The organism is Pseudomonas sp. GGS8 (assembly GCF_024168645.1).
Taxonomy (GTDB): Bacteria; Pseudomonadota; Gammaproteobacteria; order Pseudomonadales; family Pseudomonadaceae; genus Aquipseudomonas.
In genome coordinates this window covers 1,972,875-1,987,357 of the sequence record NZ_JALJWF010000001.1, presented here as the reverse complement: position 1 = coordinate 1,987,357, position 14,483 = coordinate 1,972,875, and the positions used below count along the sequence as shown (strand labels likewise).

General features: G+C 59.9%; 13 protein-coding genes. 2 read left to right on the top strand and 11 right to left on the bottom strand.

Annotation, left to right across the window (positions count from 1 at the left end; all coding sequences use genetic code 11):
• Positions 1-42 precede the first annotated feature (42 nt).
• The 7 genes from J3D54_RS08690 to J3D54_RS08660 all read right to left on the bottom strand — a co-directional run bounded on the left by J3D54_RS08690 (position 43) and on the right by J3D54_RS08660 (position 9,812).
• Positions 43-993, bottom strand: coding sequence for a response regulator (locus J3D54_RS08690; protein ID WP_253417533.1), 951 nt, complete (start codon positions 991-993; stop codon positions 43-45).
• Between the two features lie 181 nt (positions 994-1,174).
• Positions 1,175-1,936, bottom strand: a complete 762-nt coding sequence (gene phoU / locus J3D54_RS08685; protein WP_007934507.1) for a phosphate signaling complex protein PhoU — start codon at positions 1,934-1,936, stop codon at positions 1,175-1,177.
• A 71-nt stretch (positions 1,937-2,007) separates the two neighbouring features.
• Entirely contained in the window at positions 2,008-2,841 is an 834-nt protein-coding gene (gene pstB / locus J3D54_RS08680; protein WP_007934504.1) for a phosphate ABC transporter ATP-binding protein PstB, read from the bottom strand.
• Positions 2,842-3,062: 221 nt separating this feature from the next.
• The gene (gene pstA / locus J3D54_RS08675) at positions 3,063-4,733 is read right to left on the bottom strand and encodes a phosphate ABC transporter permease PstA (protein ID WP_253417532.1); all 1,671 of its coding nucleotides are present in this window, start codon (positions 4,731-4,733) and stop codon (positions 3,063-3,065) included.
• A 15-nt stretch (positions 4,734-4,748) separates the two neighbouring features.
• On the bottom strand, positions 4,749-6,782 hold the full coding sequence (locus J3D54_RS08670) for an ABC transporter permease subunit (RefSeq protein ID WP_253426544.1): 2,034 nt from the start codon (positions 6,780-6,782) through the stop codon (positions 4,749-4,751).
• 489 nt (positions 6,783-7,271) lie between these two features.
• Entirely contained in the window at positions 7,272-8,273 is a 1,002-nt protein-coding gene (locus J3D54_RS08665; RefSeq protein WP_253417531.1) for a phosphate ABC transporter substrate-binding protein PstS, read from the bottom strand.
• Positions 8,274-8,513: 240 nt separating this feature from the next.
• Positions 8,514-9,812 (bottom strand): MFS transporter, encoded by a 1,299-nt coding sequence (locus J3D54_RS08660; protein ID WP_253417530.1) that lies wholly within the window; start codon positions 9,810-9,812, stop codon positions 8,514-8,516.
• A 365-nt stretch (positions 9,813-10,177) separates the two neighbouring features.
• Between J3D54_RS08660 and J3D54_RS08655 the strand changes: the two genes are divergently transcribed.
• Positions 10,178-10,582 carry an acyl-CoA thioesterase gene (locus tag J3D54_RS08655; protein ID WP_007896491.1) on the top strand — a complete coding sequence of 135 codons (405 nt, stop codon included), beginning with the start codon at positions 10,178-10,180 and terminating at the stop codon, positions 10,580-10,582.
• Positions 10,583-10,638: 56 nt separating this feature from the next.
• On the top strand, positions 10,639-11,538 hold the full coding sequence (locus tag J3D54_RS08650) for a D-hexose-6-phosphate mutarotase (protein WP_253417529.1): 900 nt from the start codon (positions 10,639-10,641) through the stop codon (positions 11,536-11,538).
• A 117-nt stretch (positions 11,539-11,655) separates the two neighbouring features.
• Here J3D54_RS08650 and J3D54_RS08645 read toward each other — a convergent pair whose 3' ends face one another.
• The 4 genes from J3D54_RS08645 to purE all read right to left on the bottom strand — a co-directional run bounded on the left by J3D54_RS08645 (position 11,656) and on the right by purE (position 14,218).
• On the bottom strand, positions 11,656-12,192 hold the full coding sequence (locus tag J3D54_RS08645) for a DUF3299 domain-containing protein (protein WP_253417528.1): 537 nt from the start codon (positions 12,190-12,192) through the stop codon (positions 11,656-11,658).
• Positions 12,193-12,280: 88 nt separating this feature from the next.
• A complete protein-coding gene (locus J3D54_RS08640; RefSeq protein WP_253417527.1) occupies positions 12,281-12,526 on the bottom strand; it encodes a GlsB/YeaQ/YmgE family stress response membrane protein in 246 nt (81 codons plus the stop codon).
• A 106-nt stretch (positions 12,527-12,632) separates the two neighbouring features.
• A complete protein-coding gene (locus J3D54_RS08635; protein ID WP_253417526.1) occupies positions 12,633-13,715 on the bottom strand; it encodes a 5-(carboxyamino)imidazole ribonucleotide synthase in 1,083 nt (360 codons plus the stop codon).
• 11 nt (positions 13,716-13,726) lie between these two features.
• Positions 13,727-14,218, bottom strand: coding sequence for a 5-(carboxyamino)imidazole ribonucleotide mutase (purE, locus tag J3D54_RS08630; protein ID WP_003196369.1), 492 nt, complete (start codon positions 14,216-14,218; stop codon positions 13,727-13,729).
• Positions 14,219-14,483 lie beyond the last annotated feature (265 nt).

Sequence of the window (14,483 nt, the reverse complement as noted above, 5' to 3'; positions counted from 1 at the left end):
CCACGCAGAGCGTGGGAATGATCAGCTGTCAGGTGGCGAAGATTACGCGCCCGGTACGAAATGCTTCTGCGCCGTGCCACGGGCGATCAGACGCGAGATGTAGTCGAGCTTCTGCGCATCCTGGTCGACAAAGCGGAACGTCAGTTGCAGCCACTCGCTGTCCGGCTTCGGCTCGTGGGCGACGATGGCGTGCAGGTAGCCGTTGAGACGGGCAGTTTCGGCGTTGTCGCCCTGCTCCAGATCGAGCACGGCGTTGTCGAGGACTTGCGGCAAGGTGTCGGTACGTTTCACCACCAGCAGCGCTTCCTTGATGCTCAAGGCCTTGATCACGCATTGCTGAGTACCGCTCGACAGGCGCAGTTGGCCTTGGCCACGACCGCCAGCTGATGCGGAGGCAGCGGCAGGCGCCTTGACCGGCGGGTTGTTGAGCAGGCCGCGAGACGGCGCGGCAGCCTGGGCAGGCGCAGCGCCGGCAGGTTTAGCGAACGGGTTGACCACTGCTGCCGAGGGTGCAACCACCGCCGCTTTACCGCCGGTCAATGCGCTCAGGGAATCGTTGCCGAACGCCGAGTTCATTTTGGTCGGCGCGCTGTTCATCAAGGTATCGAGCTTGCCGACCTTGTTCAGGGCCTGCTTGACCTTGGTCAACAGCTGCTCGTTGGTGAATGGCTTGCTGACGTAGCCGGAAACCCCGGCCTGGATCGCCTGGACGACGTTCTCTTTATCGCCACGGCTGGTCACCATCACGAACGGCATGGTCTTGAGGTTGTCCTGCTCGCGGCACCAGGTCAGCAGCTCCAGACCGGACATTTCCGGCATTTCCCAGTCGCACAGAACCAGGTCGAACGCTTCCTTGGCCAGCATGGCCTGGGCCTTTTTACCGTTGACTGCATCTTCGGTCCGGATGCCCGGGAAGTAGTTGCGCAGACACTTTTTTACCAGGTCACGAATGAACGACGCATCGTCCACGACCAACACACTGATCTTGCTCATCCAACACCCCTTTAAAAATCCCGGCAAGCATAACGCTGGCTGATGGCACTTTGCCAAAACTCTTCAGTCACGCCGGGACTTTTCGTTCGCGGGTGCTGCTTTTCAATTCGGCGTTTCAATTCGAAAGCCACGCAAACAAAAACGCCCGGCCAAGAGGCCGGGCGCTTTTTCTTGGGCAACCTTACTTATCGTCAGCTTTGTCCGGAACATTAGCGGTTTCGGCACTTGTGCCTTCCACTTCTTCCTTCATGCGCTTAAGGCCCAGGTGACGCACGTCAGTGCCGCGCACCAGATAAATCACCAGTTCCGAGATATTGCGCGCGTGATCGCCGATCCGCTCCAGGGAACGCAGCACCCAGATAATGCTCAAGACGCGCGAGATAGAGCGCGGGTCTTCCATCATGTAGGTGGCCAGTTCGCGCAACGCGGTCTTGTATTCGCGGTCGATGATCTTGTCGTACTGCGCCACCGACAGCGCCAGGTCGGCGTCGAAGCGGGCAAACGCGTCCAGCGCATCGCGAACCATGTTGCGCACCTGGTCGCCGATGTGACGAACCTCGACGTAACCGCGCGGCGCTTCGCCTTCTTCGCACAACTGAATGGCGCGACGGGCGATCTTGGTGGCTTCGTCGCCGATACGCTCGAGGTCGATCACCGATTTGGAGATGCTGATGATCAGACGCAAGTCCGACGCCGCCGGCTGACGACGGGCCAGAATGCGCAGGCATTCTTCGTCGATGTTGCGTTCCATCTGGTTGATCTGGTCGTCGACCTCGCGCACTTGCTGGGCCAGGCCGGAGTCGGCCTCGATCAGCGCGGTGACCGCGTCGTTGACCTGCTTCTCGACCAGCCCGCCCATAGCCAGGAGGTGGCTGCGCACTTCCTCGAGCTCAGCGTTGAACTGCTGGGAGATGTGATGGGTAAGGCCTTCTTTACTAATCATGTTGGCGTCCTTGGAGCGTCCGGTAAGGTGCGGTGGACCGCAGCGTCAGTTCAGTGAGCAACAACAGCTTCCTAGCCGTAACGACCGGTGATGTAGTCTTCGGTCTGCTTCTTCGCCGGATTGGTGAACAGGGTGTCGGTGTCGCCGAACTCCACCAGTTTGCCCATATACATGAATGCCGTGTAGTCGGAAACCCGCGCGGCCTGTTGCATGTTGTGGGTCACGATAACAATGGTGAACTTGGATTTCAGTTCGTAGATCAGCTCTTCGACCTTCAACGTGGAGATCGGGTCGAGTGCCGAGCACGGCTCGTCGAGCAGCAGCACTTCCGGCTCCACGGCGATGGTGCGGGCAATCACCAGACGTTGCTGCTGACCGCCGGACAGACCAAGTGCCGACTCGTGCAGACGATCCTTGACCTCATCCCACAGCGCCGCGCCTTTCAACGCCCACTCAACGGCTTCGTCGAGGATGCGTTTCTTGTTGATGCCCTGGATGCGCAGGCCGTAAACCACGTTTTCATAGATGGTTTTCGGGAACGGGTTGGGCTTCTGGAACACCATGCCAACCCGGCGACGCAGCTCGGCCACGTCCTCGCCCTTGCGGTAGATGTTGTTGCCGTAGAGGTTGATCGCGCCTTCGACGCGGCAGCCGTCCACCAGGTCGTTCATGCGGTTGAAAGTGCGCAGCAGCGTGGACTTGCCGCAGCCGGACGGGCCGATGAAGGCGGTCACGCGCTGTTTCGGGATATTCATGCTGACGTCATACAGCGCTTGTTTTTCGCCGTAGAACAGGCTCAGCCCCGGCACTTCGATGGCCACGGTTTCCTGCTCGAGACTCAGGCTCTGTTTGTCGCGGCCCAGGGCCGACATGTTGATGCCGTGAGTGTGTGCTTCGTGCTGCATGGGAGGCTCCCTGTGCTAACAAATTCGGTTCGTTGAACCGCTGGCCTCGTGATCGAACCGGCGGGTTACCCAAAATCTATGTCTGACGCCGGTCCCTGTGGGAGCTGGCTTGCCTGCGATGGCATCACTGCGGTGTTACTGATAGACCGCGTCGTCTGCATCGCAGCGGTGCGGCGATCCGACAAGCCAGCTCCCACAAGGGACAGCGGCGCCCCATTAACTTAGCTATCCAGCGCTTTGTATTTTTCCCGCAGATGGTTACGGATATAAACGGCCGACAGGTTCAATGTCGCGATCACCAGCACCAGCAGCAGCGCCGTGGCGTACACCAGTGGCCGCGCGGCTTCGACGTTCGGGCTCTGGAAGCCGACATCATAAATGTGGAAGCCCAGGTGCATGATCTTCTGGTCCAGGTGCAGGTAGGGGTAGTTGCCATCCAGCGGCAGCGACGGTGCCAGTTTCACCACACCTACCAGCATCAACGGTGCCACTTCACCGGCGGCGCGGGCCACGGCGAGGATCATGCCGGTCATCATTGCCGGGCTGGCCATCGGCAGCACGATCTTCCACAAGGTCTCGGCCTTGGTCGCGCCGAGGGCCAACGAGCCTTCACGCACGGTACGAGGAATCCGCGCCAGGCCTTCTTCGGTGGCCACGATCACCACCGGCACAGCTAGCAGGGCCAAGGTCAACGAAGCCCACAGCAGACCCGGCGTACCGAAGGTCGGCGCCGGCAAGGCTTCGGGGAAGAACAACCGGTCGATCGAGCCGCCCAGCACATAAACGAAGAAGCCCAGGCCGAACACGCCGTAAACGATCGCCGGTACGCCCGCCAGGTTGTTCACCGCAATACGGATCACTCGAGTCAGGGTGTTCTGCTTGGCGTATTCACGCAGGTAGACCGCCGCCAGCACACCGAACGGAGTGACGATCATCGCCATGATCAGGGTCATCATCACGGTGCCGAAAATCGCCGGGAAGATCCCGCCTTCGGTGTTGGCTTCGCGCGGGTCATCACTGAGGAATTCCCAGACCTTGCTGAAGTAGAAGCCAACCTTGGTAAAGGTGCTCATGGCGTTCGGCTGATAGGCGTGAACCACTTTGCCGATGCCGATCTCGACCTCTTTACCGTTCGCGTCACGAGCAGTCAGGCTGTCACGGTTGAACTGCTTGTGCAGGTCGTTCAGACGCGCTTCGACTTCCTGATAACGGGCATTCAGCTCGGCGCGCTCAGACTCCAGGTCCGCCTGTGCGGTAGCGTCGAGACGGCCGGCCAGTTCCAGCTTGCGACCGTGCAGACGCACACGTTCGAGACCGGCGTTGATCGCGCCGATGTCGGTTTTTTCCAGGCTCTTGAGCTGCCCGGCCAACTGGTTGACGCGATCGACACGGGCCTGCAACTCAGGCCATGCGGCTTCGCCTTCAGCGATGACCTTGCCGTCCTCTTTGACGTTGACCAGGTAGCCGTAGAAGTTGCCCCACTCGCGACGCTCGATGGTCATCAGCTCTGGCGGGGTCTTCTGGTTGGTCAGCCACTCGCCGACAATCCAGGTGAAGTCAGTGCCGTTCAGATCACGGTTGCCGACCTTGATCAGCTCGCGGGTCATGAACTCAGGGCCTTGATCGGGCACCGGCAGGCCAGCGGTTTTCAGGCGCTCGCGTGGCACTTCTTCCTTCTGCACCACTTCGCCAATCACCAGGTGATTGGCCTGGCCCGGCACGTCGTAATTGGCGTGGATCAGGTCCGCCGGCCAGAAGTGCCCCAGACCGCGCACGGCAATGACCGCCAGCAGGCCAATGGTCATGATGACCGCAATGGACACCGCGCCGCCGCTGATCCAGACGCCGGGGGCGCCGCTCTTGAACCATCCATTCAGGGAGTTCTGTTTCACAGACTTCTACCTTTGTTAAAGCGACGAGTATTTCTTGCGCAGACGCTGACGAATCAGTTCCGCGAGGGTGTTCATGATGAAGGTGAACAACAGCAGCACCAGCGCCGAGAGGAACAGCACGCGGTAGTGGCTGCCGCCGACTTCCGATTCGGGCATTTCCACCGCGACGTTGGCTGCCAGTGTGCGCAGGCCTTCGAACAGGTTCATTTCCATGACCGGGGTGTTACCGGTGGCCATCAGCACGATCATGGTTTCACCGACCGCACGGCCCATGCCGATCATCAGCGCCGAGAAGATGCCCGGGCTGGCGGTGAGGATCACCACGCGAGTCATGGTCTGCCACGGCGTGGCACCGAGGGCCAGGGAGCCCAGAGTCAGGCCGCGAGGCACGCTGAACACGGCGTCTTCGGCGATGGAGTAGATGTTCGGGATGACCGCGAAACCCATGGCCAAGCCGACCACCAGAGCGTTGCGCTGGTCGTAGGTGATCCCCAGGTCGTGGGAGATCCACATGCGCATGTCGCCGCCGAAGAACCAGGCTTCCATGTACGGACTCATGTACAGCGACAGCCAGCCCACGAACAGAATTACCGGGATCAGGATCGCGCTTTCCCAGCCGTCCGGCACTTTCAGGCGGATGGACTCAGGCAGGCGACTGAAGACGAAGCCCGCCACCAGAATGCCGATCGGCACGAGCATCAGCAGGCTGAAAATGCCCGGCAAATGCCCCTCTACATACGGCGCGAGGAACAGGCCGGCGAAAAAGCCGAGGATCACCGTCGGCATCGCTTCCATCAACTCGATCACCGGCTTGACCTTGCGACGCATGCCCGGCGCCATGAAGTACGCGGTGTAGATCGCCGCAGCGACGGCCAGCGGTGCGGCCAACAGCATGGCGTAGAACGCAGCTTTCAGGGTACCGAAGGTCAGCGGCGAGAGACTCAGCTTGGGTTCGAAGTCGGTGTTGGCGGCAGTCGATTGCCAGACGTATTTAGGCTCGTCGTAGTTCTCGTACCAGACCTTGCTCCACAACGCGCTCCAGGAAACTTCCGGGTGCGGGTTGTCGAGCAACAGCGGTTGCAGCTTGCCGCCCTGCTCCACGATCACGCGGTTGGCCCGTGGCGACAGGCCGAACAGGCCCTGGCCGTCGACCACCTGGTCCACCAGCAAGGTACGGTGCGCGGTGCTGTGGAACACGCCGAGCTTGCCCGACGCGTCGAGGGCAATGAAGCCTTTGCGACGTTCTTCGGCGGTGATTTCAACAATCGGCGCAGTGCCCATCTGGAAGGTACGGATCTGCTTCAGACGCAGCTCGCCATCCGGGTCGCGGGCCATGAACCACTGGGCCAGGCCGCCCTTGGAGTCGCCGAGGATCAGCGAGATACCGCCCACCAGCTGGGTGCTGGCGGTAATCTCGGCCTCGCCGTTTTCGAGCAGTTTGTAGCGACCGTTGAGACTCTTGTCGCGCAGGCTGAAAACGTCGGCCTGAGCACGACCATTGACCACGTACAGCCACTGCTGACGCGGGTCGACGAAGATATTCTTCACTGGCTCGGTCATTTGCGGCAGGTCAATGCGCTTCTGCTCGTTGGTGACTTCGCCGGTCATCATGTTTTCTTCGCTGGTCAGCGACATGACATGCAGTTGCGCACCGGTGGAGCCGGCCAGCAGCAAGGTCGAATCGGTCGCATTGAGGCTGATGTGCTCCAGAGCGCCACCGGCTTCGTTCAGCGCAATTGGCGTTTCACCATAGGGGTATTCAATGGCCGGCGAGATGGTTTTCTTGCCATCCGGGTAGCTGACTTTATAGGTGTGACGGAATACCAGCACCTGACCGTTGGACAACCCCACTGCGACCAATGGATGGCCGGGTTGATCTTCACCGATGGAGGTCACGCTGGTACCGGCCGGGATCGGCAGGTCGACGCGGCGCAGCTCGGCGCCGCTATCAATATCAAAGAATAGCGCCTGGCCCTTGTCGGAAACCCGCATGGCCACCTGGTTCTGTTCTTCGAGGGAGATCATCAGTGGCTTGCCGGCGTCTTGCATCCAGGCGGGCGTGATGGCGTCTTTGGCGGTCAAGTCGGCTCCCTGGAACAGCGGCGCGACGACATAACCGAGGAAGAAGAAGATCAGGGTGATCGCGCCCAGCACGGCGAGGCCGCCGACGAGGACGTACCAGCGGGTCAGGCGATCTTTCAGCGCACGGATACGGCGCTTGCGGTGCAGCTCAGGCGTATTGAAGTCAATTCGCTTGGGGGGATTTGTAGTCATGGTGGAATTGGCCAGATCATTCATGCGCACACCCTAGCGATCCTGTATGACAGAAAGATGACAATGCAGTGACGCAACAAATCCGCCGCCGGTGGAAACTGGCAGTGGATCGGAAATTTGGGGGCCGGTATTTACCGGCATTTGTAGGAGCGAGGCTTGCCCGCGAAGGGGTCGTTACATTCACCATCAATGTTGACTGACCCACCGCTTACGCGGGCAAGCCTCGCTCCTACACAGGTCCAGGTTTACCCCGGACCTAGGGTTTTACTTTTTTGCGACTTCAGCGCCGCCTTCCGCCAGACCCAGGTCAGCCAGTGCTTTTGCAGCAACCTTGGCTGGCAGTGGGATGTAGCCGTCTTTCACTACAACTTCCTGGCCCTGTTTGGACAGAACCAGTTTCACGAACTCGGCTTCCAGCGGGGCCAGAGGCTTGTTCGGGGCCTTGTTGACGTAAACGTAGAGGAAACGCGACAGCGGGTATTTACCGTTCAGGGCGTTTTCTTCGCTGTCTTCGATGAAGTCAGTGCTGCCTTTCTTGGCCAGGGCCACGGTCTTCACGCTGGCGGTCTTGTAGCCGATGCCCGAGTAACCGATGCCGTTCAGCGAAGAGCTGATCGACTGCACGACCGAAGCCGAACCTGGTTGTTCGTTGACGTTTGGCTTGTAGTCGCCTTTGCACAGGGCTTCTTCTTTGAAGTAGCCATAAGTGCCGGATACCGAGTTACGACCGAACAGTTGCACCGGCTTGTTGGCCAGGTCGCCGGTCACACCCAGGTCGCCCCAGGTTTTCACGTCAGCTTTGGCGCCGCACAGACGAGTCGAAGAGAAGATCGCGTCGACTTGTTCCATGGTCAGGTGCTGGATCGGGTTGTCTTTGTGTACGAAGACGGCCAGGGCGTCCACGGCCACCGGGATGGCGGTTGGCTTGTAGCCGTACTTCTGCTCGAAGGCCGCCAGTTCGGTGTCCTTCATCTTGCGGCTCATCGGGCCCAGGTTGGAGGTGCCTTCAGTCAACGCAGGTGGCGCGGTGGCGGAGCCAGCGGCCTGAATCTGGATGTTTACGTTCGGGTATTCTTTTTTGTAGTTCTCAGCCCACAGGGTCATGAGGTTGGCCAGGGTATCGGAGCCGACGCTGGACAGGTTGCCCGACACACCAGTGGTCTTGGTGTAGCTCGGGATCGACGGGTCAACAGCGGCGAACGCGTTGGCAGTCGCAACGCCAGCAGCGACAAAAGTCATTGCCGCCATCAAACGCTTCAGTTTCATGCCTTACTCCTAGCAGATAGGTGTGTTAAGTCGGGGCCAAGTATCAGCAGGCCGTGTGAACACTCTATGGCTGAAATATGACAATTGGATGAAAGGCCAGTATTTGGTTTTTACAAGATAATTCGCGTCGCCTTCATCACGAGCAGGCTCGTTCCCACAGGGGGTCTGCGGCGAACACAGAACCAATGTGGGAGCGAGCCTGCTCGCGATAGGGTCGGTGCAGTCGATGAAAGAGGCGGCTTAGCGTCCCTTCTTCCAGAGATACCCGCCCACCAGAATCCCGACCCCACAAATGATCGCTACATAATAGGCCGGCCCCATCGGGCTTTCCTTGAGCAGCAGAGTGACGACCATCGGCGTCAAGCCGCCGAAAATCGCGTAGGCCAGGTTGTAGGAGAACGACAACCCACTGAAGCGCACCACCGCCGGGAAGGCTTTGACCATCACGTACGGCACCGCACCAATGGTGCCGACCAGCAAACCGGTCAGGGCGTACATCGGGAACAGCCAGTCAGGGTGATTGAACAGGCTGTGATAGAAGGTCCACGAGGTCAGCAGCAGCAACGCGCTACCGAACACGAACACCCGACCGGCGCCAAAGCGGTCAGCCAATGCACCGGAGGCCACACAGCCCAGGCTCAGGAACACGATGGCCAGGCTATTGGCCTGTAACGCGGTAGTCGGCGAGAAGTGGTAAACGGTCTGCAATACAGTCGGAGTCATGAGGATGACCACGATGATTCCGGCGGACAGCAGCCAGGTCAGCAGCATGGAAATCAGAATCGCACCGCGATGGTCACGCAGCACGGCGCGCAGCGGTACTTCTTCGGCCAGGGCTTTACGCAATTGCAGTTCGGCAAACACCGGGGTTTCGTGCAACCAGCGGCGCAGGTAGACCGAGAACAGGCCAAACACGCCGCCCAACAGGAACGGGATTCGCCAGGCGTAATCCGCAACTTCCGCCACCGTATAGAGGCTGTTGATCGCGGTGGCGACCAACGAGCCCAAAAGAATGCCGGCGGTCAGACCGCTGGTCAGCGTGCCGCAGGCATAGCCAATGTGCCGCTGCGGTACGTGTTCGGAAACGAATACCCACGCTCCCGGCACTTCACCGCCAATCGCTGCGCCCTGGATCACCCGCATCAGCAGCAACAGGATCGGTGCCCACATGCCGATCTGCGAATAAGTCGGCAGCAAGCCCATGATCAGGGTCGGTACCGCCATCATGAAAATGCTCAGGGTGAACATCTTCTTGCGTCCCAGCAGGTCACCGAAGTGCGCCATGACGATGCCGCCCAGCGGCCGGGCCAGGTAACCGGCGGCGAAGATGCCGAACGTCTGCATCAGGCGCAGCCACTCAGGCATGTCGGCGGGGAAGAACAGTTTGCCGACCACCGTGGCGAAGAACACAAAGATGATGAAGTCGTAGAACTCCAGCGCGCCGCCCAGGGCAGACAGCGACAAGGTCTTGTAATCGTTGCGGGTCAGTGGACGTGCGGGTTGGGCTGGTTGCGCGATGCTCGAGGGCGCTGTGGTCATGGCAAGGGCTTCTCTTATAGTCGGATCTGCACCCCCAACAACGCTGGCAGAGGCTTGGGCAGGTTCGGCACGATAGCAAATTGTTCGAAAAAGCACATAGAGGGGCGTATTTGACAGTCGAAATGAGAACCGGACGGTCGTCTCGGAGTCTATCGACCGATATACTCACAACGTTGCAACGGTTTGTAAGGGGTTGCTGTGCGAAACCGTCGTTGGCACCTGTCAGCCGATTTCGCAGAGTTTCCCTTTAGGCGCCTTACGAAAAACGTGACGAACGTAGTATGTTCGGGGCTGAATCGTTTTTCCAAGACGGCTATTCACCTTGAAGTACCAATGAAGAGTCACGGGTCAGAGGCACCCCCGGCATGATAGAGCTCGAACAAGAAGATCCAATCCCGCAAGGCGACCTGGCCCTGCAAATTACCGCGCTTCCGCGCGAAACCAACGGCTTTGGCGATATTTTCGGCGGCTGGCTGGTGGCGCAGATGGATTTGGCCGGCACCGCCATGGCCAGCAAGGTTGCCGGTGGTCGCGTGGCCACCGTTGCGATCGATCGCATGGCGTTTCTGGTGCCGGTGGCGGTGGGCGCTCAGCTCTCCTTCTATACCCAGGCCCTGGAAATCGGCCGCAGCTCGATTCAGATGATGGTCGAGGTCTGGAGCGACGATCCACTGTCCAGCGAATGGCGAAAAGTGACCGAAGCCGTATTTGTGTTCGTCGCCATCGACGGCAGCGGCCGCACTCGTTCGGTTCCACCTAGAGCTCGTTAAACCCTGCGACCATTTTGCGGTCCACTGCCGTCCTGTTCCTGATTGAGAGTCGCCCCATGAGCACGCCCACCGTCGAAGCCGTGAAACTGGATGAACTGAACTGCTGGCGCATCCGCCACGGTCAGGCCGAATTGCTGGTGGCCCAGCAAGGCGCGCACATCCTCAGTTATCAACTGACTGGCCAACCGCCGCTGATCTGGCTCAACGACGAGGCGGTGTTCAAGTCCGGCAAAGCGATTCGTGCCGGCGTGCCGGTGTGCTGGCCGTGGTTCGGCAATCTGTCGCGCAACCCGCAGAGTGTCCAGGCCATGCGCGTCAGCCAGGAACCGCCGACCGCTCACGGCCTGGTGCGGGCGATGGATTGGGAGTTGGTCGGCATCGAATCCGAAGGCGAAAGCCTGAAAGCGGAATTCATCCTGCCCTACCCTGAAGGCGGCTTGCCGGGATGGCCGCATCAGGTGGACCTGAAGCTGAGCATTCGTCTGGATGAACAGTTGCACATCAGCCTGACGAGTGAAAACAAGGGCGCCGAACCCGTCACGATCAGCCAGGCGCTGCACAGCTATTTCGCGGTCAGCGATGTGCGCAATGTGCACGTTGAAGGGCTGGATGGCTTGAGTTACATCGAGACGCTGGACGATTGGAAAACCGTCACTCAGACCGGTGATCTGCGTTTTACCGGTGAGACCGACCGCATCTATCTCAATACCCCGCCGACGCTGAGCATCGTTGACCCGCACTGGGAACGACGCATCGAACTGACCAGCAGCGGTTCACGCTCGGCGGTGATCTGGAACCCATGGATCGACCGTGCGGCGGCGTTCAGCGACATGGCTGACGATGGCTGGCAGCGCATGTTGTGCATTGAAACGGCGAATGTGATGGATGATGTGGTGACGCTGGCGCCGGGTGCTAGCCATACCCTGGGCGTGAGCATCGCCAGCAACCCTCTATAAGCAACACCACAAACCCAATGTGAGAGCGAGCCTGCTCGCGATGACGGTGTAACAACCAATATTAATGTTGGATGTTATGACCTCATCGCGAGCAGGCTCGCCCCCACATTTGAATACCTACAAATCCGACTCCTTGACCACCCGCACCTGCGCCGCATCCAGCGCATACGCCGCATCCGCCAGGTCGTTGTTGACCTTCTCGATCTTCAGCGTGCCGGTCACCCACAGCGGCGTGTAGATGTCATTCAGCTTCAGGCCTTTGGGATAACGCACCAGCACCAATTGGTTAGGCGGCGGTGGTGGCACGTGGATGCAAGCGCCCGGGTACGGCACGAGGAAGAACAACGTGCTGCGCCCCTTGGCGTCAGATTCCAGCGGCACCGGATAACCACCGATGCGGATGTGCTTGTCGTTCATCGACGGCACGGTCTTGGTCGAATACATCACCGCCGGCAAGCCCTTGCTCTGCTTCATGCCACCCTTTTGGGTAAAGGTGCCATTGGATTCCGGTGAGTTGTGATCGATTTCGGGCATGGCCTCGAGGGCCTTCTGATCCGACTTGGGCATCAGTTCGAGCCAGTCGGTTTCCGGCAGTTCGCCGGCATGGGCCAAGCCACTGCCCAGGAAGAGAAGAGTCAACAGAAGACGGCGCATGAAGGTGCTCGGCAAAGGAAAGGATGGTGTAACGCCAAGCATTCTAGCCCTCCCCGGTGTTGGCGCAGAGAGGGCTTTGTCGCTTGGATCAGTTCTTTTTGAGCAGGCCGTAGATCACCAGCAATATCACCGCGCCTACCAGTGCACCGATGAAACCTGCGCCCTGACCCGCATGGTAGATGCCCAGGGCCTGGCCGCCGTAAGTGGCCGCCAGTGAACCGCCAATACCGAGCAGGATGGTCATGATCCAGCCCATGCTGTCATCGCCCGGTTTCAGAAACCGCGCCAGCAGGCCAACGATCAAGCCAATAAAGATGGTTCCGATAATTCCCATGGCATTTCCCTCTGATTGAATTGGCCAAGCGAAAGCCTAGCCAGACTTTGGCATCCTGCCATCAGAGAACGGCGGCCTCGGAAGGTTCCGCCGCCGCCACATGAAACTATTCGGCGATCAGCGCTTCGACCTTGAGGATCTGTGCCGCCAACGTCTCACGGTCTGCACAGCGCAGATTGGCGTGGCCGACCTTGCGGCCGACCTTGAAGGCCTTGCCGTAGTGGTGCAGATGGCAGTCGGCAATCGCGATCACTTTCTCTACCGGTGGCACGACACCAATGAAGTTGAGCATCGCGCTCTCACCGACCTTGGCCGTCGAACCCAGCGGCAGACCGGCAACGGCTCGCAGGTGGTTTTCGAACTGACTGCACTCGGCACCTTCGGTGGTCCAGTGCCCGGAGTTGTGCACACGCGGGGCGATCTCGTTGGCCTTGAGGCCACCGTCAACTTCGAAGAACTCGAAGGCCATCACGCCGACGTAGTCCAACTGCTTGAGTACCCGGCTGGAGTAGCCTTCAGCCAACGCTTGCAACGGGTGATCGGTGCTGGCCACGGACAGCTTGAGGATGCCGCTGTCGTGGGTGTTGTGCACCAGCGGGTAGAACTTGGTTTCGCCATCACGAGCGCGCACGGCGATCAGCGAGACTTCGCCAGTGAACGGCACAAAGCCTTCAAGAAGGCAGGCGACGCTGCCCAGCTCGGCGAAGGTGCCGACCACATCTTCAGGCTTGCGCAGGACTTTCTGGCCCTTGCCGTCATAACCCAGAGTGCGGGTTTTCAGCACGGCAGGCAGGCCGATGGAGGCCACGGCGGCGTCCAGATCGGCTTGGGACTGGATGTCGGCGAACGCAGGGGTCGGAATTCCCAGGTCCTTGAACATGCTCTTCTCGAACCAGCGATCGCGGGCGATGCGCAGCGCTTCGGCGCTCGGGTACACCGGAACGAATTGCGACAGGAAGGCCACGGTTTCGGCCGGGACGCTTTCGAACTCGAAGGTCACCAGATCGACTTCATCGGCCAACTGACGCAGGTGATCCTGATCGCCGTAATCGGCCCGCAGGTGTTCGCCCAATGCGGCTGCGCAAGCATCCGGCGCCGGGTCGAGGAAAGCGAAGTTCATGCCCAGCGGAGTGCCCGCCAGCGCCAACATGCGACCCAACTGGCCGCCACCAATTACACCGATCTTCATCGTCAACAACCTCAGGCGATGCGTGGGTCTGGATTGTCCAGGACGCTGTCTGTCTGCTCAGCGCGGAATTTTTTCAACACGGTATGAAACTGCGGATGCTTGGCGCCCAGGATACTCGCCGAGAGCAGGGCTGCGTTGATCGCACCGGCCTTGCCGATGGCCAGGGTGGCGACCGGAATGCCGGCTGGCATCTGCACGATAGAAAGCAGCGAATCGACGCCCGAGAGCATCGACGACTGCACCGGCACGCCCAGCACCGGCAGGTGGGTCTTGGCCGCACACATGCCTGGCAGGTGGGCCGCGCCACCGGCACCGGCGATGATCACCTCGATGCCACGGGCCTCAGCCTCTTCGGCATACTGGAACAGCAGGTCCGGGGTGCGGTGGGCAGAGACCACTTTCACCTCGTAAGGGATGCCGAGCTTTTCCAGCATATCGGCGGTGTGGCTAAGGGTGGACCAATCGGACTTGGAGCCCATGATCACGCCAACCAGTGCGCTCATCGTCGTGCCTCTTCTCTCTGGGCGCCCGCAGGCGCGTCAAAAAACAACAAGCCACGCAAAATGCGTGGCTTGATTGTACGAATTATGGCCAGTCAAACCGGCCGAAGGCCGCGCAGTATACCTCAATGAAGCAGATAAACAGCCCCCTATACGACCATCTGTCATACCGCGCAAAGCAGCGGTTTTATTGACCTCAAGGTCAATCAAATCCACCACAAATCCCTATGGGAGCTGGCTTGCCTGCAATGGCGTTAGAGCATCAAGC